Raw genomic sequence first — 25,422 nt, 5'->3', positions numbered from 1 at the left:
TCACTCGATGAAACCCCTAATGTTGACGCTGCCGCTGATCCTGCTGGCCGCCTGTTCCTCGCCGGGCAAACTGAAGGAGGAGGCGCCGGCATTGCGGCTGGAGAGCGGCAAGTCGCCCTCGGTCTACATGACCTGCCTGCTGCCGAAATGGCGGGCAATACGTCCCGCGTCGGCGGTGAAGGAAATCCGCTTTGGCTACCGGCTGCTGGTGCCGGCCGCCTCGGACGATACCACCGAGGGACTGCTGGAGGTGACGGCAGCGGACAGGGGCAGTGATGTGGTGCTCTACCGCCGCAGCGCACCGAGCCCGGACGATCCGATTACACAGGCGGCGCGCAGTTGCCTTTAGCGACTCAAGCAGCGCCTCGTCTACCACTAAGGAACGATAGCCGCCCGGTGCAGCAGGCGGCCTAATGGCTCTGACAAGAATAATCGGGCTCCCCGGCAGCGCGCCCGCGTTGCGCAGCGGCAGGGCCCGCCAGAAGAGAGCTGCCGCCATGGATATCGCGCGTCCGCGTATCGTCCTCATCCTTACCCTGCAGACTTGCGGCCTGGTGCTGCTGTTCATCGCCCAGGCGCTGGGCGGCTGGTCATTGTCGTTGTGCCTGCTGCTGACTGCCTTGCTGCTTTGGGGGCCGTGGTTCATCCCCGAGCGTGCTGTGTCGGCCGGAGCGCTGGCGGTACTGCCGGATGTCGCCGAGCTGACCCGCGAGCTGTCACAGGGCACCAGCCGCAATGCGCTGTCCGCCGCCGGGGTGTCCTTCTCGGTACAGCGTCTGGTGGAAAAGCTGGAGTCCCAGGTGGTGGCCGCTGAGCAGATCGTCGGCAGCGCCGAGGTGATGATCCACACCGAGCGCGCCACATCGAACCTGGCCCGTCAGGCGAAGGAGGCGGCGACCCTGGCTCGTGCAGGTAGCGACGCCGGGCGCAGCGAGTTGCAGACCGCCATCGATTGCATGCGCCAGTTGAGCCAGCGCGCCAGCGCCAGCCGTGCGCTGATCGAGACGCTCAGCGCGCGCAGCGAGGACATCCAGCGTGTCACCCAGGTGATCCAGTCCATCGCCAGCCAGACCAACCTGCTGGCCCTCAACGCAGCCATCGAGGCGGCGCGGGCGGGCGAGCACGGCCGTGGCTTCGCCGTGGTCGCGGAGGAAGTGCGCGGCCTGGCCGGGCGCACTGCCGAGGCCACTGACGAAGTGGGGCAGATGATCGAGGATATCCAGCGCCAGACAGGGGAGGTGGTGGAGCAGATCCGCCAGCTTACGGACGATCTGGGCCTGGGCGTCAACCAGGTAGAGAGCACCGGCCGTCAGTTGCAGGATATCGCCGGGCTGGCCGCGACCGTGGAGACCCAGATCACCGAGATCGCCGAGGGTGCGGAGATCAACCGCAACCAACTGGACAGCCTGTTCGCTGCCGTCGAGCAGGTGCGCGGCGATTTGCGCGTCAGCGATGAGCAAACGCACCGACTGGCGGATGCAGCGGTCCAGCTGGAAACCCAGGCGGAAATGATCAGCGAGCGCCTGGCCGAGGTCGCGCTGGACGATTACCACCAGCGCATCTATGACCTGGCCCGTGCTGGTGCGCAGGCTATTGGTGCTCGTTTCGAGACGGATATCGACACCGGGCGCATCGGCCAGGACGACCTGTTCGACCGCGATTACCAGCCGCTGCCCGGCACCCGCCCACAGAAGTTCCGCACGCGTTTCGACCGCTATACCGACGAGGTGCTGCCGCGCATCCAGGAAGACCTGCTGCAACGCCACGAAGGGCTGGTGTTCGCCATCGCCTGTACCGCCGAGGGTTATGTGCCGACGCACAACCAGGCGTTCAGCCATCCGCCGAGCGGCGACCTGCAGGTGGACATGCTCAAGAGCCGTAGCAAGCGGCTGTTCAACGACCGCACCGGCGTGCGCTGTGGCAGCCACAATCAGCCAATGCTGCTGCAGACCTACTGCCGTGATACCGGCGAGTTGATGCACGATCTTTCGGTGCCGATCTATGTGCGTGGACGCCAGTGGGGTGGACTGCGCCTGGGCTACCGTCCGGAAGTCTGAGCCCCAGGGGCTGGCCCGCTCCTGCTAAGAGCCGCAGGCGAAAAAAAGCCGCGAAGGAGTATACGCGGCTGGGTGCGGGCGTCCGGGAGACGCCCGCGAAAGGGTTTCAGTGATGCCCGCAGAGGGCGTCGCGGCCTTGTTCGCCAAGGATGTTGAAGAGGATGTTCAGCACCACGGCCCAGATCGCGGTCATCGCGATGCCACTGTGGGTGATCGGCTCCATCCACTGGGGCAGGGCGGCGAAGAAGTCCGGGCGCACCACCGGCACCATCCCCATGCCAATGCTCACCGCCACCAGCAGCTGGTTGCGGCGGTCGACGATGTCCGCTTCGTGGAGGATGCGGATACCGCTGGCGGCGACCATGCCGAACATGGCGATACCAGCTCCGCCCAGCACCGCTGGCGGAATCGAGGCGACCAGGAAGGCGGCCTTGGGCAGCAGCGACAGGGCAATCAGGAATAGCGCGGCGGCGGCGGTGACGTAGCGGCTGCGCACGCCGGTCATCTGCACCAGGCCGATGTTCTGGGCGAACGAGGAATGGGTGAAGGTGTTCATGAAGCCGGCGATGAACGATGCGCCGGCATCGCACAGCAAGCCGCGGCGCAGGCGGTTGGGGCAGATTTCGGTCTCGGTGATCTTACCCAGGGCGAGGAACATGCCGGTGGACTCGACGAAGATGATCACCACCACCAGGCACATGGACAGGACCGGGGCGAGATGGAACTCCGGCGTGCCGAAGTGCAGCGGGGTGACCACGTCGAACCACGGGCGCTGCTCGATGCCGTCCAGACTGACCATGCCCATGCTGGCGCCGATGATGTAGCCCAGCAGCATGCCGATCAGCACCGAGACGTTGACCCAGAAACCTTTCAGGAAACGGTTGATCAGCAGGATCACCGCCAGCACGAAGGACGACAGGGCGAGGTATTCGATGGCGCCGAAGTTGGCGGCCGCCTTGCCGCCGCCGGCCCAGTTGATCGCCACCGGGAACAGGCACATGCCGATCGAGGTGATTACGGTGCCGGTCACCAGAGGCGGGAAGAAGCGCACGATGCGGCTCATGAACGGTGCGATGAGCATGCCGAAGAAGCCCGCGGCGATGGTGGCGCCGAAGATGCCAGTCATGCCGACGCCGGGCATGCCGGCCATGGCGACCATGCTGCCCACGGCGGCGAAGCTGGCGCCCATCATCACCGGCATGCGGATGCCCACCGGGCCGATGCCGAGCGATTGCACCAGCGTGGCGATGCCGGCGACCAGCAGGTCGGCGTTGATCAGGAAGGCGATTTCTTCACGGGATAGACCGGCGGCCTGGCCGACGATCAGGGGGACGGCGACGGCGCCGCCATACATCAGTAGAACGTGCTGGAAGCCGACCAGCAGCAGCTGCAGCAAGGGCAAACGCTGGTCGACGGGCGAGCCGGTATGGGAGCGCTCAGTTACCACGGACATGCAACACCTCGGTTTTTATTGTTGTCAGTCGCTGGTTGCCGGACGGGCACGACAACCGGGAAGTACTGGCCGATCTCACCCCCGGGGCCGAGCGGGTGAAGCGGTGCGGGACTTTATAAACGCGATGTGTATTACGTTCAATCGATTTTTGTATACAACTCGCCGGTCACGTTCTGTCTCCATAGTTCTGCATAGCTCTAGGCCGCATGTTTCCTGGCTTCAGCAATTCTGTAGCCATTGGTCGAGTGGACTACATTTTTTGTTTCAGAGGGCGCTTTTCGTAGGAGCGAGCTTGCTCGCGAATGGACGCGCTCCCTGTCGCTCCGGTGCGTCGGGAGGTTCTGTTCGCGAGCAAGCTCGCTCCTACAGGGGCGGTCGGGCATTTCGAGGGCATAAAAAAACCGCACCCGAGGGTGCGGTTTCTCTGGCCGTGCCGCAGGCTCAATTAACCTGGGCGCCCTTGGAGATCCAGTCTCCAACGAGCTTGCGCTCCTCCGGGGTCATCTGGGTGATGTTGCCCAGCGGCATCACCTGCGAAGCCACGGCCTGCGCCTGGATGCGCGGGGCGAGTTGCTGGATCTGCTGCGGGGTGTCGAACATCACGCCAGCCGGCGCGGTGCTGAACAGGTTGCTGGTCGGTTTGGCCGAGTGGCACACGGCGCAGCGTTCCTGGATGACGTGGTGGACCTTGTCGAAGCCTTCGGTCGAACCCGCGCCGGTGGACGCCTGGGCCGGAGCGGCCTGAGCCTGCTGGGCAGCGGCGGCCTTGGCGGCTTCCTCGTCCTTGGCGCGTTCGGCCGGGGTCTTGCCGCCGATGGCAGTTTCCGGCAGCGGCTGGTAGTCGACCTTCGGCGCCTGCGCGGTGCTGGAGGAGGTGTCGCTGCTCGGCCAGTTCGGGCCGGTGACGAAGGCCAGGGCAATCATGCCGACGGCGCCGGCGGGCAGGGCCCAGGCCATGCCGTTGCCTTCGTGGCGGGTGTTGAAGTAGTGACGCACGATCACTGCCAGCGCCGCGATGCAGGTCAGGATCAGCCAGTTGTAGTGGCTGCCGTAGGTGCTCGGGAAGTGGTTGCTGATCATGATGAACAGCACCGGCAGGGTGAAGTAGTTGTTGTGGCGCGAGCGCAGCAGGCCCTTGGCCGGCAGCACCGGGTCGGGCTCGCGGCCTTCTTCGATGGCCTTAACCAGGGCGCGCTGGGCCGGCATGATCACACGGAACACGTTGCCCACCATGATGGTGCCGATGATGGCGCCGACGTGCAGGTAAGCACCGCGACCGCTGAACACCTGGCTGAGCAGATAGGCGGCGAGGACCAGCAGGCCGAACAGGATGGCGCCGAGCAGGGCGGGTTTCTTGCCCAGCGGGGAGTCGCACAGGGTGCTGTAGACGAACCAGCCGGCGATCAGCGAGCCGATGCCGATAGCCACGGCGGCGGCCGGAGCCAGGTCGCTGCCCGGAGCGATCAGGTACAGCGTCGGGTTCAGGTAGAACACGATGGTCAGCAGGCAGACACCCGACATCCAGGTGGAGTAGGCCTCCCATTTGAACCAGTGCAGGTTGTCCGGCATTTTCGGCGGGGCGAGCTTGTACTTCTCCAGGTGGTAGATGCCGCCACCGTGGATCGCCCAGAGGTCACCGGAAAGTCCCTCGCGCGGGTTGGCGCGGTTGAGGTTGTTTTCCAGCCAGACGAAGTAGAACGAGGCGCCGATCCACGCGATACCCACGATCATGTGGATCCAGCGGACCAGCAGGTTCAGCCATTCGATGAGATGTGCTTCCACAGTTTTTTACCTCTTGCCCGGGTGCCGCCGTCGCGGCAGGCGGGCCTCTCTTATTAGTTCGCTTGGGGGTCGAGGAGGAGCTGTTCGTCCTCGGTGAAGAAATGCTCGTCGCAGTTGTTGCCAGAACCGCTGCGATCGACCACCAGGAAGTCATCCCGCTTTTCGATCGTCAGCACCGGGTGGTGCCAGACGCCGCGGTGGTAATTGACGCCCTGCTTGCCGTTGGACAGGAAAGCGCGGGCGAGGCCCGATACAGGTACATCGCCAAGGGGCGCGACCACGATCAGAAATGGATTGCCGAGCAGCGGAATGAACGCCTGGCTGCCCTGCGGGTGACGTTCCAGCATGCGGATGCGCAACGGCATCTCCAGGGACTCGGCGCTGAAGATGCTGATGATTGCCTTGTCATCGGGCTGCGCCGTTTCGACGGTGGCGAGCTTGTGATAACGGCGGGTGGAGCCGTTGTTGATCATGAAGAAGTCACTGCCTTCGGTTTCGATGACATCACCGAACGGTGCGAAGGCTTCCTTGGTCAACGGCTCGATCTTCAGGGTACGCATGGCTGGTCTTCTTATTTCGTTGTTCGCATGGGCCCCTTCCAGTGGGAAAGGGAGTGAAGGTCCGCTCGCTCAGAGTTGCTGCAGGCGGAACATCGCGATCTTGTTGATCTCCGCCAGGGCGGTCTGGAATTCCTGCTCCGGCGTGTTGTGGATGCGCTCTTCGAACGCAGCCAGGATCTGGTGGCGGTTGCTGCCCTTCACCGCCTTGATGAAGGGGAAGCCGAACTTGGCCTTGTACGCGTCGTTGAGTTCGGTGAAGCGGGCGAACTCTTCGGCAGTGCAATCCTGGATGCCGGCGCCGGCCTGTTCGGCGGTGCTGGAAGCGGTCAGCTCACCACGGATCGCGGCCTTGCCAGCGAGGTCCGGGTGCGCGTTGATCAAGGCCAGTTGGGCTTCGTGGCTGGCGGACAGGAGGATGTCGGCCATGCGCTGCTGCAGCAGTTCGATGTCGTTGAGGCTGTCGTCGACGCCCAGGTCATACGCTTTCTCGGCAACCCACGGCGAATGCTCGTAGATGTCGGCAAAGGTGGCGACGAAGGCGGCGCGGTCGAGGCTGGCCGGGGTCAGGGTCTGGAAGCGGCTCATGCCAGGTTCTCCTGCGCTTTGAACGGGTGGTTCTCGTGCCAGTGCTTGGCGATGTCGACGCGGCGGGTGATCCACACCTTCTCGTGACCCTTAACGTACTGGATGAAACGCTCCAGCGAGGCCATGCGCGCCGGACGGCCCAGCAAGCGGCAGTGCATGCCGATGGAGAGCATCTTCGGTGCGCCCTCGGCACCCTCGGCATAGAGCACGTCGAAGGCGTCTTTCAGGTATTCGAAGAAGTCGTCGCCCTTGTTGAAGCCCTGCACCTGGGTGAAGCGCATGTCGTTGGTGTCCAGGGTGTAAGGGATCACCAGGTGCGGCTTCTCGGCAGTGCTCGCCGGGTCCCAGTAGGGCAGGTCGTCGTCGTAGGTGTCGGAGTCATAGAGGAAGTTGCCGTCCTCACGCACGATGCGGCGGGTGTTCGGGCCCAGGCGTCCGGTGTACCAGCCTTGCGGGCGCTGGCCGGTCAGTTCGGTGAGGATGCGCACGGCTTCGAACATGTGCTCGCGCTCCTGCTCCGGGTCCATGTACTGGTAGTCGATCCAGCGGTAGCCGTGGCTGCAGATCTCATGGCCGTCTGCGACCATCTGGCGAATCGCTTCCGGATGGCGCTGGGCGGCCATGGCGACGGCGAATACGGTCAGCGGCAGGTCGTACTTCCGGAACAGCTTGAGCAGGCGCCACACGCCGGCACGGCTGCCGTACTCGTACAGCGATTCCATGCACATGTTGCGCTCGCCCTTGAGCGGCTGGGCGGCCACCATTTCGGACAGGAAAGCTTCGGATTCGGCATCACCATGCAGGATGTTGCGCTCGCCGCCTTCCTCATAGTTGAGGACGAAGGACAGGGCGATGCGCGCATCGTTCGGCCAGTGCGGATGGGGGATGTTGTTGCCGTAACCGATCAGGTCGCGTGGGTAGTCAGCGCTCACTGCAGTGTTCCTTCTTGTGGTTGGCGGTCGGCGCCGGGTCGGTGGACTGTGCGCTGCCGTTGATGGGTGCATTGTATACAAAATGTTGAGCGGTCTGTAAATACAATCTGCGCAACGGTCGTTTCATTCCGTTCGTCAGCATTCGGAGGGACCAGAATGCATGGCGTGATCTGTTCCGGCGCGGGCTGCGCTGGCTTTGCGAGTGGTTTTCGGTCTCGGGGCCGGACGGTGCAGCAGAGGGTTTTTGCCGGGTTGAATTACTTTTTTGTATACAATCAAATGTGCGGATGGGTATATTCGCTTCACCCAAACACCCTGGCGAGCTGCTCCACTGGCGGCTCGCTCATTCGCATCAACAAGACAGAGGAGGAAGGTGTCGGCCGGCTCCGCCGCAGGACACCGATAAGCCCATGGGACGCCTGACCACTCACGTACTGGATTCCGCCCACGGCTGCCCTGGCCACGGCATCAAGATCGAGCTGTACCGCGTCGAAGGCCAGCAGCTGGAACTGATCACCACCCGCGTGACCAACGACGATGGCCGCTGCGACGAGCCGCTGCTGCAGGGTGAGGACTTCCGCGCCGGCGTCTACCAGTTGCTGTTCAATGCCGGCGACTACTACCGCGCCCGTGGCGTCGAGCTGCCCCAGCCGGCGTTCCTCGACCAGGTCGTGCTGCGCTTCGGTATCGCCTCGGAAAGCGACCACTACCATGTGCCGCTGCTGATTTCTCCCTACAGCTATTCGACCTATCGCGGTAGCTAGTCCCCGCCCGTAGGTCTTCCCCCCGGACTCTTCGTGGAGTCTTCCTCAGCCCGCCCACACTGCGGGCTTTTTTTTGCCTGGGATTTCTTCGGGCAGCAGGCTCGGCGGGGCTGGTCTAGAACTATCTGGAACCACCTTGTCCGAGAGCCCCATGAGTAGAATTCTGATCGTCGAAGAACAACCGGTAACGCGGCACGCCTTGCGCCTGATGATGGAGGCCGATCGTCATGAAGTCGTCGGGGAGGCGGATAACGGCCCTGACGCCCTGCACCAGGTGCGGCAGTGCAAACCTGACCTGATGATTCTCGAATTGTCGATTCCGCGCCTGGGTGGGTTGGAAGTCCTGCAGCGACTGGTGGCACAGGAGTCGCCGGTGAAGGTGCTGGTGCTTACATCGCAGGATTCCGAGTACTTCGCCGGACGTTGCCTGACCGCCGGCGCCGCCGGATTCGTCAGCAAGCAGGAGGATCCGCAGGCCGTGCGCGAGGCGGTGCGTGCGATTGCCCAGGGCCACAGCTATTTCCCCAGTCACGCCCTGGGCAGCGTCAGTGCAGCCGAGGAGGCGGGGCATGGTGATCTGCTCAAGGGCCTGTCGGTACGTGAGTTGAGCGTTCTGCAGCTGCTGGCGCGGGGCATGAGCAATATCGCGATCGCCGATCAGCTCTCGATCAGCGACAAGACCGTCAGCACCTACAAGGTGCGCCTGATGCAGAAGCTGCATGCCAAGTCGCTGGTGGAGCTGATCGACATCGGGCGCCGGCACGGCCTGGTGGAAGGTGGTGCACCGGAGCAGTCGGAGTCTGCCGAGGTACTGTTGACCCAGGAGCAGCAGCGCGAACTGGAATCCTTGCGCCATGTGATTGGTTCGCTGCCTTTTCCGACGACGATTCGTGGAACGGATGCTCGCGTGCAGTTCTGCAATCAGGCTGTACTGGATATCCTCGGGCTACCCCAGGAGGCGGTCGTGGGGAAGCGGATAGGCGAACTCGGCGTATTCGCGGATTCCGGGGAAGAAGAGCTGATTCGTAAAAGCCTGATTGATTCCATCGGCAGCGGCGAGCCTTATGACGCTGACGTCGAAATCCATACGGTGAATGGGCGCAGGGTCTATCACCACTGGGGACGGCCCTATCGGGACGTGGATGGAAACCTGCTCGGGGCGGTCTGCGGCGCGATCAATATCACCGACCAGGACGACCTGGTACGGGCCCTGCGCAACGCCAATGCGCGCATCGAAACGATCAGTCGCGGAAAAACCCAGTTCCTGGCCGGTATGGGGGGACAGATGCAGGGGCCCCTGCAGAATATCGTCGCGATGATCGATCTGGCCTTGAACCAGGAGGATCCCCAGCGTCGCCGTGAACCGCTGAACGTGGCGCGCTCCGTGGCGCAGAACCTGCTGCATATTCTCGATGACCTGAACCTGCTGAGCCGCGCCAAGACAGGCAGACTTCCCCTGGCCGAGGAGCCGGTCGACTTGCGCGCGCTGGTGGAGCGCCAGGTGTCCATGGTGCGGGAGGCAGCCGCGGCCAAGGGGCTGAAGCTGGACGTGGATCTTGACCTGGCGCTGGAGCCGAACGTCTGGGGCGACCCGCTGCGTTTGCGGCAGATCCTGCAGAACCTCCTGGATAACGCGCTGAAGTTCACCGACAACGGTTCGATACGCGTGCGGTTGTGCGCACGGGGGTGCGGCAAAGGGTTAGTCGAGGTTCAGGTGGATGTCATCGACAGCGGCTTCGGCATAGGCGAAGCCGAGTTGGCGACGCTGTTCGAACCTTTCGCGTTCAGTCTGGACGGGGAGCGCATCGAGAGTGGCGGTACCGGTCTGGGATTGGCACTGTGCCGCAGTCTGGTGGAGTTGATGGACGGCGAGATAGGTGCGGTCAGCCGACTGGGTGTCGGCACCGAGATCAGTTTCAAGGTCTTGCTGGCGAGCGCTGCGACTTGATGTGACTGATCCGCTCGTGAAAGGCGCTTTTCGCCGGATGACGTTGACCGCGAAAAGGAAAAGGCCCCGGCAATCGCCGGGGCCATTTTTTGCGCGCTTCGCCGTGATCAGAGGAAGATGAATTTCGCCACGAAGATCGCGCACAGTGCATACAGGCTGATGGTCACGTCCTTGTGGCGGCCGGTGAAGACCTTCATCGCCACGTAGGTGACGAAGCCCAGGGCGATACCGTCGGCGACCGAGAAGGTCAGCGGCATCATGATCACGGTGACAATGGCCGGGATGGTTTCGGTGTGCTCATTCCAGTCGATGTGGGCCATGCCGCCCATCATCAGCATGGCGACGTAGATCAGCGCACCGGCGGTGGCGTAGGCGGGGATCATGCCGGCCAGCGGGGCAAAGAACATTGCGGCGACGAACAGCAAGCCCACCACTACGGCGGTCAGGCCGGTGCGGCCACCGGCGGCAACACCCGCGGCACTTTCCACATAGCTGGTTACCGGCGGAACGCCCAGCACCGCGCCGAAAGCGCTGGAGGTGCTGTCGGCCTTCATCGCCTTCGACAGGTTCTCGATGCGGCCGTCTTCACGGACCAGGTGAGCACGTTGCGCGACGCCCATCAGGGTGCCGGCGGTGTCGAACATGTGTACGAAGAGGAAGGCCAGGATGACGCTGATCATGGTCACGTTGAACGCGCCGGAAATATCCATCGCCAGGAAGGTCGGCGCCAGGCTCGGTGGCATGGAGAACACGCCGCCAAACTGCACGATACCCAGGGCGATGCCGGCCACGGTGACAGTGAGGATGCTGATCAGGATACCGCCGAACACGCGGCGGTATTCCAGCACCGCGATCATCAGGAAGCAGATCGCGGCCAGCAGCGGGCCGGGGCTGGTCAGGTCACCCAGGTGGACCAGGGTGGCGGGGCTGGCGACGACGATACCAGCGGTCTTCAGGCCGATCAGCCCGAGGAACAGGCCGACGCCGGCGCCCATGGCGAAGCGCAGGCTGACCGGGATGCTGTTGAGCAGCCATTCGCGGATGCGCGAGAAGGTCAGGATCATGAAGGCGATGCCGGAGATGAACACCGCGCCCAGCGCGATCTCCCAGCTGTAGTTCATGGTCTTGACCACGGTGTAGGTGAAGAAGGCGTTGAGGCCCATGCCCGGCGCCAGGCCGACCGGCCAGTTGGCGTACAGGCCCATCAGGAAGCAGCCGAGCGCTGCGGCAAGGCAGGTCGCGACGAAGGCGGCACCATGGTCGATACCGGCGTCGGCCATGATGTTGGGGTTGACGAAGATGATGTACGCCATGGTGATGAAGGTCGTGAGACCCGCGGCGAGTTCGGTCTTCACGGTGGTGCCATGCTGGCTGAGCTTGAACAGGCGTTCGAGCAGGCCGGTGGCGGGGGGACTGGATGCAAAGGCTTGTTGTTCTTGTTTGGTGCTTTCCACAGCGGTACTCCTCAACGCTCTTGTTGTTGGTCCCTTGCCGTCGGCTGGTTCACCTGCGTCCCTTGCGCTAACGGAAAGAGTTGTGAGGGTGTGAATGTTGACCTTTGGGTCAGGAAGTCACGCCGCGATTATGCAGTTGTGTACAAAAAGTTCAAATAATGTTTAGTGTCTTGCTGAAAGATTTTTACAAGCAAAGCGTCGGAATGGTCGCACGCTGACCTTCGCCAAGCTCCTGCGCCGTGCGGCCTCGGGGTTGATGGCGAGTCGCTCGCGACGGCTGCACGATAGTGGCCACTTTGTGTACACTGTGCCCCATGCCTGGCCCGCGGCCAGCTTCACTCATGCCCCCACGGATTTCGCGCCGGTTCAACCCGGCTGAGCAGGGTTCGACTCCGATGACCGACCAGTTGCAACAGATCAGGAAGCAGCCGCGCAATGGCAAGGCGCGCAGCGGCACTCAGGACGAGATCGTCTACGCGCACATCTTCGACGCCATCCTCGAACAACGCCTGGCGCCCGGCACCAAGCTGAGCGAAGAGGCCCTCGGTGAAATCTTCGGTGTCAGTCGCACCATCATCCGTCGCGCCCTGTCGCGCCTGGCCCACGAACAGGTAGTCCTGCTGCGCCCCAACCGTGGCGCCGTGGTCGCCAGCCCGAGCATCGACGAAGCCCGGCAGATTCTCTTCGCCCGCCGCACTGTCGAGCGCGCGATCACCGAGCTGGCCGTGGACAACGCCAGCAGCGATACCCTCGCCGAACTGCGCGACATGGTGAAACAGGAGCAATCCAGCTTCGCTCGCGGTGACCGTGGCGCCGGCATCCGCCTTTCCGGCGAGTTCCACCTGAAGCTTGCCGAAATGGCGAAGAATGCCCCGCTGGTGGTGTTCCAGCGCAGCCTGGTATCGCAGACTTCGCTGATCATCGCCCAGTACGAAAGCGGTGGTCGTTCGCACTGTTCGTTCGACGAGCACAACGAGATCCTCGACGCCATCGAGAAGGGCGACAAGGAAAAGGCTGTGACCCTGATGATGCACCACATGGCGCACATCGACGACAAGCTGAACCTGGATGTGGATGGTGCCTCGGGTGACCTGCACGCGGTGTTCTCGCACCTGCTGGCCGGCAAGAAGAAGCCGCGCCGCAGCAAGGCCGACGCCGACTCGGCGGCCTGATCGCCGAGCCAGAAAAAAGCCCCGCATCTGCGGGGCTTTTTCATTTCTGCCTGGGTCGCTTTTCGTAATCGTCCTGACACTGCGCGCTTTTCGTAGGAGCGAGCTTGCTCGCGAATGCATTGCACCTTTAGGTGCCGGCGTGATGCGGTTCGCGAGCAAGCTCGCTCCTACAAGTTCTGCGCGCGCTCTTCGGCCTGCTGCCAGCCACCACCCAGGGACTTGTAGAGCAGCACCAGTGTGGTCGCCACGGCCTCGCGGCTGCGCACCTGCTGTTCCTCGGTAGCCAGCAGTTCGCGCTGGGCACTGAGCACGTTGAGGAAGTCTACGGCGCCGGCCTTGTACTGTTCGCGGGCGTTGGCGAGAGCGGTTCGGCCGTGTTCGGCGGCGGTGTCGAGGCTGGCCAGGCGGCGCTGGTCGGCAGCGTAGTCGGTGAGTGCATCGTCCACCTCGCGCCAGGCGTTGAGCACGGTACGGCGGTAGGCGATGGCCGATTCCTGTTGCTGCGCTTCGCGCAGGGCGAGCATGCCTTTCAGGCGGCCGCCCTCGAAGATCGGCAGCGACAGGCTCGGGCCGATACCGAAGGTACGGCTGTTCCAGTCGCCAAAGTTGGACAGTTGCAGGGCCTGGAAGCCGAAGCTGCCGTTGAGGCTGATGCGCGGATAGAAGTCCGCCTTGGCAACGCCAATGCTGGCGGTAGCGGCGTGCAGGGTAGCCTCGGCACGGCGGATATCCGGACGACGCTGGGCCAGCTCCGAAGGCAGTCCGACCGGCACGCCACGGGGCGGCTGCGGCACGGGTTTGGCCTGGGCGAGTTCGGTCTGCAGCGCGCCGGGAGCCTCGCCGAGCAGATAGCCCAGGGCGTTGATCAGCCGTGCCTGGCGCTTCTGGCTGTCGGGCAGACGCGCTTCGATACTGGCGACCTGGGTCAGGGCTTCGGCCACGTCCAGTTCGGTGGCGACGCCATCGGCGCGACGCAGGCGGGTCAGCTCCAGGCTGCGATGGGCGATCTCCAGATTGCTGCGAATGATGGCTTCCAGGTCCTGCTCGGCGCGCAGCTGCAGGTAGTTGCGCGCGGTTTCGGCGAGCACCGACACGAGCACGTCCCGGCGGCTTTCTTCGGTGGCCTGGACGTTCGCATCGGCAGCCTCCAGTTCGCGGCGCACACGGCCCCAGAAATCCAGTTCCCAGGACAGGTCGAAGCCGCCGTCGAGCTGGTTGAAGCTGTCCTTGCCGGATTTGCCCGACGGGTCGTTCAGGCCCACTTCGCTGTTGCGCTTGCGCTGGTAGCCCAGGTCCGCGCCGACGTTGGGCACGGCATCGCCGCCCAGCGCCTGGCGGATAGCCCGGCTCTGCTGCAGGCGCGCATCGGCTTCGCGCAGGTCCAGGTTGGCGGCGGCCACGCGGCGCTGAACGTCATCCAGCTGTGGGTCGCCGAGCAGCGTCCACCATTGCGCTTCCATGGGAGCGTTGAGCGCCTGGCTCGGTGCATCCCCGCGTTGGGCGGACCAGTTCACCGCGTCGGCGTCATCAGGACGCTTGAAGTCCGGACCTACGCTGCAGGCGCCGAGCGCGAGCAGGGCAAGGCCAGCCAGGACGAACGGGGGCGTGCGGGCGACGATCATTGCACGGCCACCTTCTGCTCGTTGCTGGCGTGCGTGCCGGTGTCGATCCGCGCGATCACCGACATGCCCACGCGCAGTTTTTCGCGCAGCGGCTGGTCGGCGTCGAGGACGATCTTCACCGGGATGCGCTGGACGATCTTGGTGAAGTTGCCGGTGGCGTTGTCCGGGGCGATGGGCGCGAAGCTCAGGCCGGTGGCCGGGGCGATGCTGTCGACGTGGCCGCGCAGTTTCTCGCCGGGGAAGGTGTCGATGCTGATCTCTACGGCCTGGCCAGGTTGTACTTCGGTCAGCTGGGTTTCCTGGAAGTTGCCAACCACGTAGGCGTTCTGCAGCGGTACTACCGCAAGCAGCGCATTGCCCGGCGTGGTGTAGGCACCGACACGCACGGCGCGGCGGCCGACCATGCCGTCGAAGGGGGCGCGGATCTCGGTGTACGACAGGTTCAGTTGCGCCTGCTGCAGCTGCGCCTGCCCCCGCTTCAGTGCGCCCAGGGCCTCGGCCTGCTGGGCCAGCAGCACGTCGAGCTGCTTGCGCGCGGCCAGCGCGGCGGCCTTGTCCTTGTCCAGGACGGCCTTCGCCGAGTCGACGCGCGAGCGCGCCTGCTGGGCATTCTGCAACGTGCCGGCGCCCTGGGTGGCGAGGTGCTGGTAGCGGTTCAGTTCCTGCGCGGCAAAGGTCAGCGCAGCCTGGTCGGCCTGCACCTGGGCGGCGCTCTGGGCAATCACCGCCTGCTGGCGTTCGAGGTCGGCGGCAACATGGTGGTGACGCGCCTCGGCGGCCAGCACGTCGGCTTCGGCGGCGTCCAGCGCGGCGCGGTAGTCGCGGGCATCGATGCGCGCCAGGACCTGCCCGGCCTTCACCGACTGGTTGTCTTCCACCAGCACTTCCTCGATGAAGCCGGCGACCTTCGGCGCCACCAGCGTGAAGTCGGCATGGATGTAGGCGTCATCGGTGCTTTGCTCGCGGGCGGGGCTCAGCAGGCGCAGCAGCAGGTAGACGACAAGGGCGAGCAGCAGCACGGCAACCAGGGCCAGACTGCCGCGACGGGAGCTTAATTTCGACATGGGCAGACCTTTCAATCAGCGGGAATTCAGTTAGCAGGAACGACGGGGCGCGGCGGATAGACCCGCAGCGGCATCAGGGGAGTCAGGACGAGCAGGGCGGCAGCCAGCCAGGACATAGCCAGCAGCGTGTCGGAGGCAGCGAGCACGCCGGCCTGGCCGCGCACCTGGCTGGCCAGGCGGCCGATGTTCTCGGCGCCGCCCAGTTGCTCCAGGCGCAGGTCCAGGGCTTGCGAGGCGCTGCCCAGATGATCGACCAGGCGGTTGGAGTGGTAGTGCTCGCGCCAGGTCATCAGGATCGACACCACGGCGCTGCCGAGCACCGCCGAGAAGCCGCGCACGCTGTTGAACCACGCCGAGGCGAACGGCCCTTCGATGGGCGCGACGACGCTGGTGGCGGACATCAGCAGCGGCACGATGGCCATCGGCTGGCCAATGATCTGCAACGCCAGCAGCCAGTAGAAGTTCTCCCGCGTCCACTCGCTGGTGAGCTGGCTCATGCCGAAAGCGGACAGGCCGCACAGGCTGATGCCGATGGCCAGCACCCAGCGGCAGTCGACCCGCGGGATGTTGCACAGCGCGGCCACCAGGGGCAGCGAAATGAGCTGCGGCAGCGCCACCAGCAGCGCCATGGGCGCCGATTGCAACGGGCGATAACCGTGGGCCGAGGCGAGGTAGGACGCCGGTACGCCGGAGCATGCGCCGAGTACCACCAGCACGCCCGCCAGGGTGATCAGTGCGTGGGTGAAGTTGCGCCGCTTGAGGATGTCCAGGCGGTAGAAGGGCAGCGGGTGTGTCCATTCGTTGATGAAGAACGCCACCAGCAGCCCGGCGCCGCCGACCACCAGCAGGGTGACCAGATCGGATTCGAACCAGTCCAGGCGTTCGCCCTGCAGCAGGCCCATCACCAGCATCAGGATGCCCGGCAGGCCGAGGGCGAGGCCCAGGGTGTCGAACTGGCGCAGACGCTCCAGGCGCAGCGGGTCCTGCGGGATACCCCAGGCGACAGCAGCCAGCGCTACGGCGCAGAGCGGGATGACCTGCCAGAACACCCACTGCCAGCCGACGAACTCGGTCCATAGCGCGGCCAGCGGCATGCCCAGGTTGGGCGCGAAGGTGGCCGTCAGCGCGTAGGCGCCCAGGCCGTAGAGCTTGATCCCCGGTGGCAGGAAGCGCAGCGCCACGGTCATCAGCATGGGTGGCATGCAGCCACCGGCGAAACCCTGCAGCAGGCGCAGCAGGTAGAGCGTCTCGACGTTAGGCGCGAACGGACAGAGCAGCGCAAGCAGGGCGAACACGGCAATGGCGCCGAGGGTGAAGCGGCGCAGCGAAACGGTGACCGAGAACCAGGGGGCGAAGGCCATGGCGGCGACCTGCGCCGCCGAGTACAGGGCGATCAGCCAGGTGCCTTCGTCGTGGCCGATGGACAGCGCGCCGCGCACATCGGTCATGGCCAGGTCGGTGACCTTCTCGTTGAGGCCGGCGCTGAGGGAGGCGATCAGTACGCCGAGCATGCCGACCACGATGCGCAGGCCGAACGGCTGCGCAACGGGTTTGGCGGTTGCTTCGGACGGTTGTGGTGCGGTGGCGGAAATCGGGGCGAGCGCGGTCATGGCCGGCCTCCATGGGGATGGCCGATGCCGCCGCCGCTGGGCGGTACGGTGCAAGGCATAGGAATCAACTCGGGTATTTGCGACCGAGTCTAGGGAAGGGCATGAGTTGTGGAAATTGAAATGATTGCAGCTAATCAGTGTGTCTGGCGCACTGATTGTGTGGTCAGCTCAGCAGGCCAGAACTTTCCCGCAACTCGATGCACACGCGCTTCACCGTCTGTCGCAGCCAGCTGTGCGCTGGGTCGTTGTCGAAGCGCGGGTGCCAGGCCTGGAGGATCACCACGGATTTCAGCGGCAGCGGGATGTCGAACTGGCGCAGGGCGAAGCCCAGGCGATCCAGGCGCCACAGCGAATGCTCGGCAATGGGCAGTACGAGGTCAGACTCCAGCAGGGCGAAGATCGAGGAATGGAAGGTCGGTGCGGTCAGGCGGATTTCCCGACGCAGGCCCAGGTTCGCCAGTTCCTCGTCGATCGGGCCGAGCGCGCGACCGCGTCGGGAAACGCTGATCTGCGGAAAGGCGGCGAAGCGCTCGGCAGTGATTTCGTCGTCGAAGATTGGATGGTCGCGCCGTGCCAGGCCGACGAAGCTGGTGGTGAACAGGGTCTGTGTGCGGATTTCCGGCTCCAGTGTCGAGGTGGCGCCGATGTACAGGTCGATGCGGTTCTGCCGCAGGGCTTCGTCGTCGAAGTCGGCTTCCGGGGCAATACGCAAGCTGCAGCGGGGCGCTTCATCTTTCATCACCGCTAGCATGCGCGAGGCGAACCCGCCGACCAGCACGTTGTTGGAGCGCAGCACGAAGCAGCGTTCGAGCTGGTCCATGCGCAGGTTTTCCTTGGCATTGAACAGACGCATGGCGTGTTCGACCAGGTCGCTGACTTCTTCGCGCAATTGCAGGGCGCGAGGTGTCGGCACCAGGTTACGCCCGGCGCGGACCATGATCGGGTCGCCCACCGCTTCGCGAATGCGCGACAGGGTGCGGCTCATGGCGGGTGCACTGAGGTGCATGCGTCGCGCGGCACCGACCACGCTGCCTTCTTCGAGCAGGATGTTGAGGGCGACCAGCAGATTGAGATCGGGCAGGGCCATGGCGACTCCGAAGACAGTGGGGCAGTGCTATTCATGTTCCATTGCGAAGGGCTCGCTGGGCAAGCGTGCGTTTCATGCAATGGTTCATTACGTTTGGCGTGCCTTTACGGTCCGGCGCGCGCCCCGAAGAATGACGGCGGATTTTGTTTCACGAAGGAGAAAGGCATGTTCAAACGGATTCTGCTGGCCATCGACGGTGCGGCGCAGTCGGCGCGCATCGTTGCCACGGCGGGAGAGCTGGCGCGTGATCACGGCGCCGAGGTGCATGTGGTCTGCGTCGTGGATCGCGCTTTCGCGATGCCGCGGGAGGATGCGCTGGAGTACCCGCCGGCGGAGCAGGAGCAACACGAGGCCCAGGCGCTGGTGGATGATGCCGTGATGCAGTTGCAACCCTGCGTTGCGTCGGGTGCCGTGGTGGCGGGCGATCCGGCGCGGGCGATCCTGCGGGAGTCAGAGCGGCTGGCGTGCGATCTGATTGTGATCGGTCACCGGCACCTGGGGCGTATCGAGCGGTTGCTGGACCCGTCGGTGGGGCAGCGGGTGATCGAGCGGGCTCCGTGTCCGGTGCTGGTCGAGGTGCGGGAGTAGGCGTCCTCATGCCCCGAATGGGTGTCGTGCGGTTCGCGAGCAAGCTCGCTCCTACAAGGGCAGCACCGGAGCAAACCTGTAGGAGCGAGCTTGCTCGCGAACCCTGGGTGGCACCGTTGCGTTGCCGAGAATCGATTGCGGACGGACTTCGCTCCTGCGCACGCCGGGGAACCTGGTGCAGCGCCGCGCATCGTGGAAAGAAAAGCGGCCCCGGCGCCGGGTTGGTCCTGAGCGAGGCCCCGGCGCCGAAGCCGTAAGGGGTCAGCCGCGGCGATGCACGTTGCGACCGTGCGCGAAGGTTTCCTTCACGGTACGGTCGTCGCCGAGGATGACCAGTGCGAAGAGTTTCTCCTCCAGGGTTTTCGCCTGCTGCAGGCGGTAGTCCAGCAGCGGGGTGGCCTTGTAGTCGAGGACCACGAAGTCGGCCTCGTTGCCCTGGGCGAAGCTGCCGACCTTGTCCTGCAGCTCCAGCGCGCAGGCGCCGCCGAGGGTGGCCAGGTACAGCGATTTGAACGGGTCGAGCTTCTTGCCTTGCAGCTGCATGACCTTGTAGGCCTCGTTCAGCGATTGCAGCTGGGAGAAGCTGGTGCCGGCGCCGACGTCAGTGCCCAGGCCGACCTTGACCTTGTGCTTTTCCAGCTTGTTCAGGTCGAACAGGCCGCTGCCCAGGAACAGGTTGGAGGTCGGGCAGAAGGCCACGGCCGAGCCGGTTTCCGACAGGCGCTGGCACTCGCCGTCGCACAGGTGCACGCCGTGGGCGAATACCGAGCGCGGGCCGAGCAGGCCGTGGTGGTCATAGACGTCCAGGTAGCCCTTGCGCTCCGGGAACAGCTCCTTGACCCACTCGATTTCCTTGAGGTTCTCCGAGAGGTGCGTGTGCATATACACGCCCGGATGCTCCTTGAGCAGACGGCCGGCAGCGTCGAGCTGTTCAGGCGTGCTGGTCGGGGCGAAGCGCGGGGTCACCGCATAGAGCAGGCGGCCCTTGCCGTGCCAACGCTCGATCAGCGCCTTGCTGTCGGTGTAGCTGCTTTCGGCGGTGTCGGTCAGGTAGTCCGGTGCGTTGCGGTCCATCATCACCTTGCCGGCGATCAGGCGCAGGTCGAGCTTCTGCGCCGCGCCGAACAGCGCGTCCACCGACTGCGGGTGCACGGTGCCGAACACCAGCGCAGTGGTGGTGCCGGCGCGCAGCAGCTCCTTGAGGAAGATGCCGGCGACATCGGCGGCGTGGGCCGGGTCGGCGAACTGCTTCTCGGTGGGGAAGGTGTAGGTATTCAGCCAGTCCAGCAGCTGCTCGCCGTAGGAGGCGATCATGCCGGTCTGCGGGTAGTGGATATGGGTGTCGATGAAGCCGGGGGTGATCAGCGCGTCGCGGTACTCGACCACTTCCACGCCGCCCAGTTGCGGCAGCAGCTCGGCGGCGTGGCCGAGGCGGGCGACCTTGCCGTCTTCCACCAGCAGGATGCCGTCTTCGAAGTACTGATACGAGGCTTCGATGCCGACTTCGGCGGGGTCGGCGATGCTGTGCAGGATGCTGGCGCGGTAGGCTTTGGCTTGAGTGCTCATCGATCTCTCGCAAATCGGAATTGACGCGTCGTTGGACGCTTTTCGATGGGTATCGCTGGCGCTCGCGGAGCGCCGCCCGACCCATCCTACGAAATTTGTCCGGCGCTCCGTAGGATGGGTGGAGCGAAGCGATACCCATCACGAAGCCCGGAATGTTGGAAATCAGGCCCCGCTTTCGGCAGTGCGTGCGCGGCGGCTTGTGGGTAACAGTTTGGCCACGGTGTTCTCGCCCTTGCTGGCCTCCTGACCGAAGGTGGCGTTGTAGGTGGCAATCACTTCGCCGGCGATGGACACGGCGATCTCCACCGGCAGCTTGCCTTTCACCTCGCTGATGCCCATGGGGCAGCGCATGCGCTGCACAGTGTCGGCGGCGAAACCACGGTCGCGCAGGCGGTGTTCGAACTTGGCGCGCTTGGTGTCCGAGCCGATCAGGCCGAAGTAGGTGAAGTCATTGCGCTCGAGGATCTTCGCCGTCAGCTCCAGGTCCAGCGCGTGGTTATGGGTCATGACGATGAAGTAGCTGCCGGCGGGCATCTCGTCGATCTCATCGATCACATCCTCGTTGATCGCGCGGGTGACGCCCTCGGGGATGTAATCGGGAAACTCGGCTTCCCGCGAGTCGATCCAGCGCACCTTGCACGGCAGGCTGGCGAGCAACGGCACCAGCGCGCGGCCGACGTGGCCGGCGCCGAACACGGCGATGTGCGCCTGGGGCTGGCCCATGGGTTCGAACAGCAGCACGGTGGCGCCGCCGCAGCACTGGCCGAGGCTGGCACCGAGGCTGAAGCGCTCAAGCTTCGGCTCGCGCTCGCGGTTCTGCAGCATCTCGCGGGCGATGGCCATGGCCTTGAATTCGAGGTGGCCACCGCCGATGGTGTCGTAGAGCTTGTCGGCGCTGACGACCATCTTCGAACCGGCGTTACGCGGAGTGGAGCCGCGTTCTTCGATGATGGTCACCAGCACGCTGGCTTCGGCGCGCTGTTGCAGGTCGGCGAGGGCACTGATCCAGTTCATCGTTTCGAACCTCGATGGTGGGCTCTATTTGTAGGAGCGAGCTTGCTCGCGAACGAGTTCCCCGGCAGCTCTATGGCTGGGCGGTTCGCGAGCAAGGACTAGGCGTCCCCCTCGCTCCTACAATTGGGAGTTAGGGTGGGGCGCCGCTGGCGGGGTGGAGGACGGAAGTGGGGACGTCTCTCCCTGCCAGCGGTGCCCCATGGTCACATCACGCCGGCTCGACCTGAGCCGGTGCCTTTTCGGCCTGGGCGGCCTTCAGCTTGCGCATTTGCTCCACGCCCCAGAGCACGCGCTCGGGAGTGGCGGGGGCGTCGATCTGCGGCTGGGCGCGGTAGTCGGCCAGGCTGGCCACGGCGTCCTTGATCGCGCAGAACACCGAGATACCCAGCATGAACGGCGGCTCGCCGACGGCCTTGGAGTGGAACACCGTCTGTTCCGGATTCTTGCGGTTTTCCACCAGCTTCACCCGCAGGTCGATGGGCATGTCGGCGATGGCCGGGATCTTGTAGCTCGCCGGGCCGTTGGTCATCAGCTTGCCCTTGGCGTTCCACACCAGCTCTTCCATGGTCAGCCAGCCCATGCCCTGGACGAAGCCGCCTTCGACCTGGCCGATGTCGATGGCGGGGTTCAGCGAGGCGCCGACGTCGTGGAGGATGTCGCTGCGCAGCATCTTGTACTCGCCGGTGAGGGTGTCGACGATCACCTCCGAGCAGGACACGCCGTAGGCGAAGTAATAGAACGGCCGGCCGCGTGCCTGGCTGCGGTCGTAGTAGATCTTCGGCGTGCGGTAGAAACCGGTGGAGGAGAGCGATACCTGGCCGAAGTAGGCCTGCTGGATCAGTTCCTCGAACGGCAGGATGAGATCACGCACGCGTACCTGGTTGTTGCGGAACTCGACGTCGTCCTCGGTGACCTTCCAGTGCCTGGCGGCGAACTCCACCAGGCGCTGCTTGATGATCTCGGCGGCATTCTGCGCGGCCTTGCCGTTCAGGTCGGCGCCCGACGAGGCGGCGGTCGGCGAGGTGTTGGGCACCTTGTCGGTGTTGGTGGCGGTGATCTGCACGCGGTCGATGTCGACCTGGAAGACCTCGGCCACCACCTGGGCGACCTTGGTGTTCAGGCCCTGGCCCATCTCGGTGCCACCGTGGTTCAGGTGGATGCTGCCGTCGGTGTAGATGTGGATGAGCGCGCCGGCCTGGTTGAGGAAGGTGGCGGTGAAGCTGATGCCGAATTTCACCGGGGTCAGCGACAGGCCTTTCTTCAGTACCGGGCTGTTGGCGTTGAAGGCGCGGATTTCGGCGCGGCGCTTGGCGTACTCAGCGCTGGCTTCCAGCTCCTCGGTCATCTCCTCCAGCAGGTTGTGTTCCACCTGCTGGTAGTAATGGGTGACGTTGCGCTCATCCTTGCCGTAGTAGTTGCGCTTGCGCACGTCCAGCGGGTCCTTGCCCAGGTGGCGCGCGACCGCGTCCATGATCTCCTCGATGGCGACCATGCCCTGCGGGCCGCCGAAGCCGCGGTAGGCGGTGTTCGACGCGGTGTTGGTCTTGCAGCGGTGACCGTTCACCGTGGCGTTGCCGAGGAAGTAGGCGTTGTCGGAGTGGAACATCGCGCGGTCGACGATGGAGCCGGAGAGGTCCGGCGAGTAGCCGCAGTTGCCGGCCAGCTCGATGTTGATGCCGTGCAGCAGGCCGTCGTCCTCGAAGCCCACGTCGTACTCGACGTAGAAGGGGTGGCGCTTGCCGGTCATCTGCATGTCTTCGACGCGCGGCAGGCGCATCTTCGCCGGGCGCCCGGTGAGGCGTGCGACGACGGCGCACAGGCAGGCAGGCGCAGCGGCCTGGGTTTCCTTGCCGCCGAAGCCGCCGCCCATGCGGCGCATGTCGATGACCACCTTGTTGAAGGAGATGCCCAGCACTTCGGCCACCAGCTTCTGTACTTCGGTGGGGTTCTGGGTGGAGGTGTAGACGATCACGCCGCCGTCTTCGGTGGGCATCACCGAGGAAATCTGCGTCTCCAGGTAGAAGTGTTCCTGGCCGCCGATGTGCAGGGTGCCCTGGATGCGGTTCGGCGCAGTGGCCAGCTTGGCCTCGGAATCGCCGATCTTGTGCTGGTGGCTGTCCAGCACGAAGTGCTTCTTGCGCAGTGCTTCGACGACGTCGAGTACCGGCTCCAGGTCTTCATACTCGATGATCGCGGCCATGGCCGCCTTGCGTGCGGTTTCCAGGCTGTCGGCGGCGACGGCGATGACCATCTGTCCGACGTACTCGACCTTGCCGTCCGCCAGCAGTGGGTCGCCGGCGACCACCGGGCCGATGTCCAGCTGGCCGGGCACGTCATCCTTGGTGATGGCGATCGCCACGCCGGGGAACTGGTAGCAGGGGCTGACGTCCAGCCTGGTGATGCGCGCGTGGGCGCGGTCGCTCATGCGGGCGTAGACGTGCAACTGGTTGGGGAATTCCAGGCGGTCGTCGATGTACTGCGCTTCGCCGCTGACGTGCTTGGGCGCGCTCTCGTGCTTGACGCTGCGGCCAACGCCGGTGGTGAGGTCGGCGCGGAACAGTGCGGTGAGTTCTTCCTGGCTTTTCTGCGGCTTATGCATAGTGGGTTACCCGGGTTACGGCCTGAGGGGCTTCCAGCTCCAGGAAGCACTTGCGCAGCAGGTTCTGCGCGGTGAGCAGGCGGTATTCCTTGCTCGCACGGAAGTCGGTGAGCGGTGCGAAGTCTTCGATCAGGGCAAGCGCTGCACGTTCGAAGGTGGCGCTGTTGAAGGTCTGGCCGAGTAGCGCGGCTTCGCAGGCCTTGGCGCGCTTCGGAATCGCGGCCATGCCGCCGAAGCCGGTGCGTACGGCGGAAATCTTGCAGTTCTCCACGGTGACGCTGAACGCGGCGCAGACGGCGGAAATGTCATCGTCCAGGCGCTTGGAGACCTTGTAGGCGCGGAACGCCTGATTGGCCTGCGGACGCGGGATGATCACCTGCTCGATGAACTCGCCTTCCTGGCGCGCGGTGACCTTGTAGTCGATGAAGTACTCGTCGATCGGCAACTCACGGCGTTCGCTGCCCTTGCGCAGCACCAGGCGCGCACCCAGGGCGATCAGCAGCGGCGGCGAGTCGCCGATGGGAGAGGCATTGCCGATGTTGCCGCCCAGGGTGCCCTGGTTGCGGATCTGCAGCGAGGCGAAGCGGTGCAGCAGCTCGCCGAAGTCCGAATAGTCGCGGGACAGCGCTTCGTAGCAGTCGGTCAGCGGGGTCGCGGCGCCGATCTCGATGCGGTCGTCGAAGACCTCGACGCGCTTCATTTCCTCGACATGGCCGACGTAGATCATCACCGGCAGTTCGCGGTGGAACTGGGTGACTTCCAGGGCCAGGTCGGTGCCGCCGGCCAGCAGGCGCGCCTGCGGGTTGGCGGTGTAGATATCAGCGAGGTCAGCGATGGTCAGCGGCAGCAGGCAGCGCTTGTCGCCGCTGTTGAGTTCGGCGGTCTCGCGTGGGGCGATGGCCTTGAGCTGGGCGATGATCTCGGGCTGCGCGACGTCGAACTGGTCGGGCTGCTTCTGGCAGCAGGATTGCTCGGCGGCGTCGAGGATCGGGCGGTAGCCGGTGCAGCGGCAGAGGTTGCCGGCCAGCGCTTCATGGGCCTCGGCCTTGCGCTCTTCGGTGGTCTCGCCGGCGGTGTTCTTCTGCAGGGCGAACAGCGACATGACGAAGCCAGGGGTGCAGAAGCCGCACTGCGAGCCGTGGCAGTCGACCATGGCCTGCTGCACGCCGTGCAGTTCGCCACGGTGCTTCAAGTCATCGACGCTGATCAGTTGTTTTCCGTGCAGCGAGGAGACGAAGGTGAGGCAGGAGTTGAGAGTGCGGTAGCGGATGCGCTCGGCGCCTTCTTCCCCGACCAGCTCGCCGACGACCACCGTGCAGGCGCCGCAGTCACCGGAGGCGCAACCCTCCTTGGTGCCGGTCTTGCCCAGGGTCTGGCGCAGGTAGTTGAGCACGGTGAGATTGGGATCGAGGCGGTCTTCGACGCGCAGCTCGCGATTGAGCAGGAACCTGATCAAGGCTTGCCTCCAGGCTGATTCTTGTTTTTGGTAGGGCACTGGAGGCGAATTTATGGAAAGCTGACTTTTGAGTCAATAAAATTTCTGTCCGAATGGTCAGAAAATTTTT

At 64.7% G+C, this 25,422-nt stretch carries 20 protein-coding genes and 1 pseudogene; 7 read left to right on the top strand and 14 right to left on the bottom strand.

Features of this window, described 5'->3' with window-relative positions:
• Nucleotides 1-7: 7 nt before the first annotated feature.
• Together FAS41_RS10095 and FAS41_RS10090 are read left to right on the top strand one after the other, a co-directional pair.
• Entirely contained in the window at nucleotides 8-349 is a 342-nt protein-coding gene (locus FAS41_RS10095; protein ID WP_138521777.1) for a hypothetical protein, read from the top strand.
• Between the two features lie 64 nt (nucleotides 350-413).
• Nucleotides 414-2,057 carry a methyl-accepting chemotaxis protein gene (locus FAS41_RS10090; protein WP_425049011.1) on the top strand — a complete coding sequence of 548 codons (1,644 nt, stop codon included), beginning with the start codon at nucleotides 414-416 and terminating at the stop codon, nucleotides 2,055-2,057.
• A 106-nt stretch (nucleotides 2,058-2,163) separates the two neighbouring features.
• On the opposite strand, the gene FAS41_RS10085 is transcribed toward FAS41_RS10090, so the two are convergent.
• The 5 genes from FAS41_RS10085 to puuE all read right to left on the bottom strand — a co-directional run bounded on the left by FAS41_RS10085 (nucleotide 2,164) and on the right by puuE (nucleotide 7,369).
• Nucleotides 2,164-3,510 carry a nucleobase:cation symporter-2 family protein gene (locus tag FAS41_RS10085; protein ID WP_138521773.1) on the bottom strand — a complete coding sequence of 449 codons (1,347 nt, stop codon included), beginning with the start codon at nucleotides 3,508-3,510 and terminating at the stop codon, nucleotides 2,164-2,166.
• Between the two features lie 441 nt (nucleotides 3,511-3,951).
• On the bottom strand, nucleotides 3,952-5,292 hold the full coding sequence (locus tag FAS41_RS10075; RefSeq protein WP_138521771.1) for a urate hydroxylase PuuD: 1,341 nt from the start codon (nucleotides 5,290-5,292) through the stop codon (nucleotides 3,952-3,954).
• 53 nt (nucleotides 5,293-5,345) lie between these two features.
• Nucleotides 5,346-5,852 carry an ureidoglycolate lyase gene (locus FAS41_RS10070; protein ID WP_138521768.1) on the bottom strand — a complete coding sequence of 169 codons (507 nt, stop codon included), beginning with the start codon at nucleotides 5,850-5,852 and terminating at the stop codon, nucleotides 5,346-5,348.
• A gap of 69 nt (nucleotides 5,853-5,921) precedes the next feature.
• Nucleotides 5,922-6,437, bottom strand: a complete 516-nt coding sequence (uraD, locus tag FAS41_RS10065; RefSeq protein ID WP_015477806.1) for a 2-oxo-4-hydroxy-4-carboxy-5-ureidoimidazoline decarboxylase — start codon at nucleotides 6,435-6,437, stop codon at nucleotides 5,922-5,924.
• Entirely contained in the window at nucleotides 6,434-7,369 is a 936-nt protein-coding gene (gene puuE, locus FAS41_RS10060; protein WP_138521765.1) for an allantoinase PuuE, read from the bottom strand. The genes uraD and puuE overlap by 4 nt, the downstream gene beginning before the upstream one ends.
• A 410-nt stretch (nucleotides 7,370-7,779) precedes the next feature.
• Here puuE and uraH point away from each other — a divergent pair, with 410 nt between their 5' ends.
• The 3 genes and pseudogenes from uraH (at nucleotide 7,780) to FAS41_RS10050 (ending at nucleotide 10,081) form a co-directional block, all read left to right on the top strand.
• A complete protein-coding gene (uraH, locus tag FAS41_RS10055) occupies nucleotides 7,780-8,133 on the top strand; it encodes a hydroxyisourate hydrolase (protein ID WP_045209039.1) in 354 nt (117 codons plus the stop codon).
• 151 nt (nucleotides 8,134-8,284) lie between these two features.
• Nucleotides 8,285-8,905, top strand: a pseudogene (locus FAS41_RS31370) (response regulator); the annotation flags it as partial.
• On the top strand, nucleotides 8,903-10,081 hold the full coding sequence (locus tag FAS41_RS10050; protein WP_246084858.1) for a PAS domain-containing sensor histidine kinase: 1,179 nt from the start codon (nucleotides 8,903-8,905) through the stop codon (nucleotides 10,079-10,081). The pseudogene FAS41_RS31370 and the gene FAS41_RS10050, both read left to right, overlap by 3 nt.
• 107 nt (nucleotides 10,082-10,188) lie before the next feature.
• Here FAS41_RS10050 and FAS41_RS10045 read toward each other — a convergent pair whose 3' ends face one another.
• Nucleotides 10,189-11,535, bottom strand: a complete 1,347-nt coding sequence (locus FAS41_RS10045; RefSeq protein ID WP_138521760.1) for an NCS2 family permease — start codon at nucleotides 11,533-11,535, stop codon at nucleotides 10,189-10,191.
• A 395-nt stretch (nucleotides 11,536-11,930) separates the two neighbouring features.
• Here FAS41_RS10045 and FAS41_RS10040 point away from each other — a divergent pair, with 395 nt between their 5' ends.
• Entirely contained in the window at nucleotides 11,931-12,707 is a 777-nt protein-coding gene (locus tag FAS41_RS10040; RefSeq protein ID WP_017517526.1) for a GntR family transcriptional regulator, read from the top strand.
• A 167-nt stretch (nucleotides 12,708-12,874) separates the two neighbouring features.
• Here FAS41_RS10040 and FAS41_RS10035 read toward each other — a convergent pair whose 3' ends face one another.
• The 4 genes from FAS41_RS10035 to FAS41_RS10020 form a co-directional block, all read right to left on the bottom strand.
• Nucleotides 12,875-14,329 carry an efflux transporter outer membrane subunit gene (locus tag FAS41_RS10035; protein WP_138521758.1) on the bottom strand — a complete coding sequence of 485 codons (1,455 nt, stop codon included), beginning with the start codon at nucleotides 14,327-14,329 and terminating at the stop codon, nucleotides 12,875-12,877.
• Complete coding sequence (locus tag FAS41_RS10030) at nucleotides 14,326-15,393, bottom strand: HlyD family secretion protein (RefSeq protein WP_138521756.1); 1,068 nt, start codon at nucleotides 15,391-15,393, stop codon at nucleotides 14,326-14,328. The genes FAS41_RS10035 and FAS41_RS10030 overlap by 4 nt, the downstream gene beginning before the upstream one ends.
• Before the next feature lie 26 nt (nucleotides 15,394-15,419).
• A complete protein-coding gene (locus FAS41_RS10025) occupies nucleotides 15,420-17,003 on the bottom strand; it encodes an MFS transporter (protein ID WP_138521754.1) in 1,584 nt (527 codons plus the stop codon).
• A 163-nt stretch (nucleotides 17,004-17,166) separates the two neighbouring features.
• Nucleotides 17,167-18,090, bottom strand: coding sequence for a LysR family transcriptional regulator (locus FAS41_RS10020; RefSeq protein WP_138521752.1), 924 nt, complete (start codon nucleotides 18,088-18,090; stop codon nucleotides 17,167-17,169).
• Between the two features lie 165 nt (nucleotides 18,091-18,255).
• Between FAS41_RS10020 and FAS41_RS10015 the strand changes: the two genes are divergently transcribed.
• Nucleotides 18,256-18,678 (top strand): universal stress protein, encoded by a 423-nt coding sequence (locus tag FAS41_RS10015; protein ID WP_138521751.1) that lies wholly within the window; start codon nucleotides 18,256-18,258, stop codon nucleotides 18,676-18,678.
• Between the two features lie 261 nt (nucleotides 18,679-18,939).
• Here FAS41_RS10015 and guaD read toward each other — a convergent pair whose 3' ends face one another.
• The 4 genes from guaD to xdhA all read right to left on the bottom strand — a co-directional run bounded on the left by guaD (nucleotide 18,940) and on the right by xdhA (nucleotide 25,313).
• Nucleotides 18,940-20,244, bottom strand: a complete 1,305-nt coding sequence (gene guaD, locus FAS41_RS10010) for a guanine deaminase (protein WP_138521749.1) — start codon at nucleotides 20,242-20,244, stop codon at nucleotides 18,940-18,942.
• 162 nt (nucleotides 20,245-20,406) lie between these two features.
• Nucleotides 20,407-21,258 (bottom strand): xanthine dehydrogenase accessory protein XdhC, encoded by an 852-nt coding sequence (xdhC, locus tag FAS41_RS10005; RefSeq protein ID WP_138521747.1) that lies wholly within the window; start codon nucleotides 21,256-21,258, stop codon nucleotides 20,407-20,409.
• A gap of 208 nt (nucleotides 21,259-21,466) precedes the next feature.
• The gene (gene xdhB, locus FAS41_RS10000) at nucleotides 21,467-23,857 is read right to left on the bottom strand and encodes a xanthine dehydrogenase molybdopterin binding subunit (RefSeq protein ID WP_138521745.1); all 2,391 of its coding nucleotides are present in this window, start codon (nucleotides 23,855-23,857) and stop codon (nucleotides 21,467-21,469) included.
• Complete coding sequence (gene xdhA / locus FAS41_RS09995; RefSeq protein ID WP_138521743.1) at nucleotides 23,850-25,313, bottom strand: xanthine dehydrogenase small subunit; 1,464 nt, start codon at nucleotides 25,311-25,313, stop codon at nucleotides 23,850-23,852. Before xdhA ends, xdhB begins: the two co-directional genes overlap by 8 nt.
• Nucleotides 25,314-25,422 lie beyond the last annotated feature (109 nt).

Origin of the sequence: Pseudomonas nicosulfuronedens (assembly GCF_005877905.1) — a bacterium.
Classification (GTDB): domain Bacteria; phylum Pseudomonadota; class Gammaproteobacteria; order Pseudomonadales; family Pseudomonadaceae; genus Pseudomonas; species Pseudomonas nicosulfuronedens.
This window is presented reverse-complemented; position numbering and strand designations above follow the sequence as displayed.

What these genes read in the sequence shown, in the direction of transcription:
- FAS41_RS10095 (WP_138521777.1), top strand. Translation starts at nt 8, where the DNA reads ATGAAACCCCTAATGTTGACGCTGCCGCTGATCCTGCTGGCCGCCTGT.
- xdhB (WP_138521745.1), bottom strand. Translation starts at nt 23,857, where the DNA reads ATGCATAAGCCGCAGAAAAGCCAGGAAGAACTCACCGCACTGTTCCGC.
- FAS41_RS10030 (WP_138521756.1), bottom strand. Translation starts at nt 15,393, where the DNA reads ATGTCGAAATTAAGCTCCCGTCGCGGCAGTCTGGCCCTGGTTGCCGTG.
- xdhC (WP_138521747.1), bottom strand. Translation starts at nt 21,258, where the DNA reads ATGAACTGGATCAGTGCCCTCGCCGACCTGCAACAGCGCGCCGAAGCC.
- FAS41_RS10070 (WP_138521768.1), bottom strand. Translation starts at nt 5,852, where the DNA reads ATGCGTACCCTGAAGATCGAGCCGTTGACCAAGGAAGCCTTCGCACCG.
- FAS41_RS10025 (WP_138521754.1), bottom strand. Translation starts at nt 17,003, where the DNA reads ATGACCGCGCTCGCCCCGATTTCCGCCACCGCACCACAACCGTCCGAA.
- FAS41_RS10085 (WP_138521773.1), bottom strand. Translation starts at nt 3,510, where the DNA reads ATGTCCGTGGTAACTGAGCGCTCCCATACCGGCTCGCCCGTCGACCAG.
- FAS41_RS10090 (WP_425049011.1), top strand. Translation starts at nt 414, where the DNA reads ATGGCTCTGACAAGAATAATCGGGCTCCCCGGCAGCGCGCCCGCGTTG.
- uraH (WP_045209039.1), top strand. Translation starts at nt 7,780, where the DNA reads ATGGGACGCCTGACCACTCACGTACTGGATTCCGCCCACGGCTGCCCT.
- FAS41_RS10035 (WP_138521758.1), bottom strand. Translation starts at nt 14,329, where the DNA reads ATGATCGTCGCCCGCACGCCCCCGTTCGTCCTGGCTGGCCTTGCCCTG.
- FAS41_RS10020 (WP_138521752.1), bottom strand. Translation starts at nt 18,090, where the DNA reads ATGGCCCTGCCCGATCTCAATCTGCTGGTCGCCCTCAACATCCTGCTC.
- FAS41_RS10015 (WP_138521751.1), top strand. Translation starts at nt 18,256, where the DNA reads ATGTTCAAACGGATTCTGCTGGCCATCGACGGTGCGGCGCAGTCGGCG.
- FAS41_RS10040 (WP_017517526.1), top strand. Translation starts at nt 11,931, where the DNA reads ATGACCGACCAGTTGCAACAGATCAGGAAGCAGCCGCGCAATGGCAAG.
- guaD (WP_138521749.1), bottom strand. Translation starts at nt 20,244, where the DNA reads ATGAGCACTCAAGCCAAAGCCTACCGCGCCAGCATCCTGCACAGCATC.
- uraD (WP_015477806.1), bottom strand. Translation starts at nt 6,437, where the DNA reads ATGAGCCGCTTCCAGACCCTGACCCCGGCCAGCCTCGACCGCGCCGCC.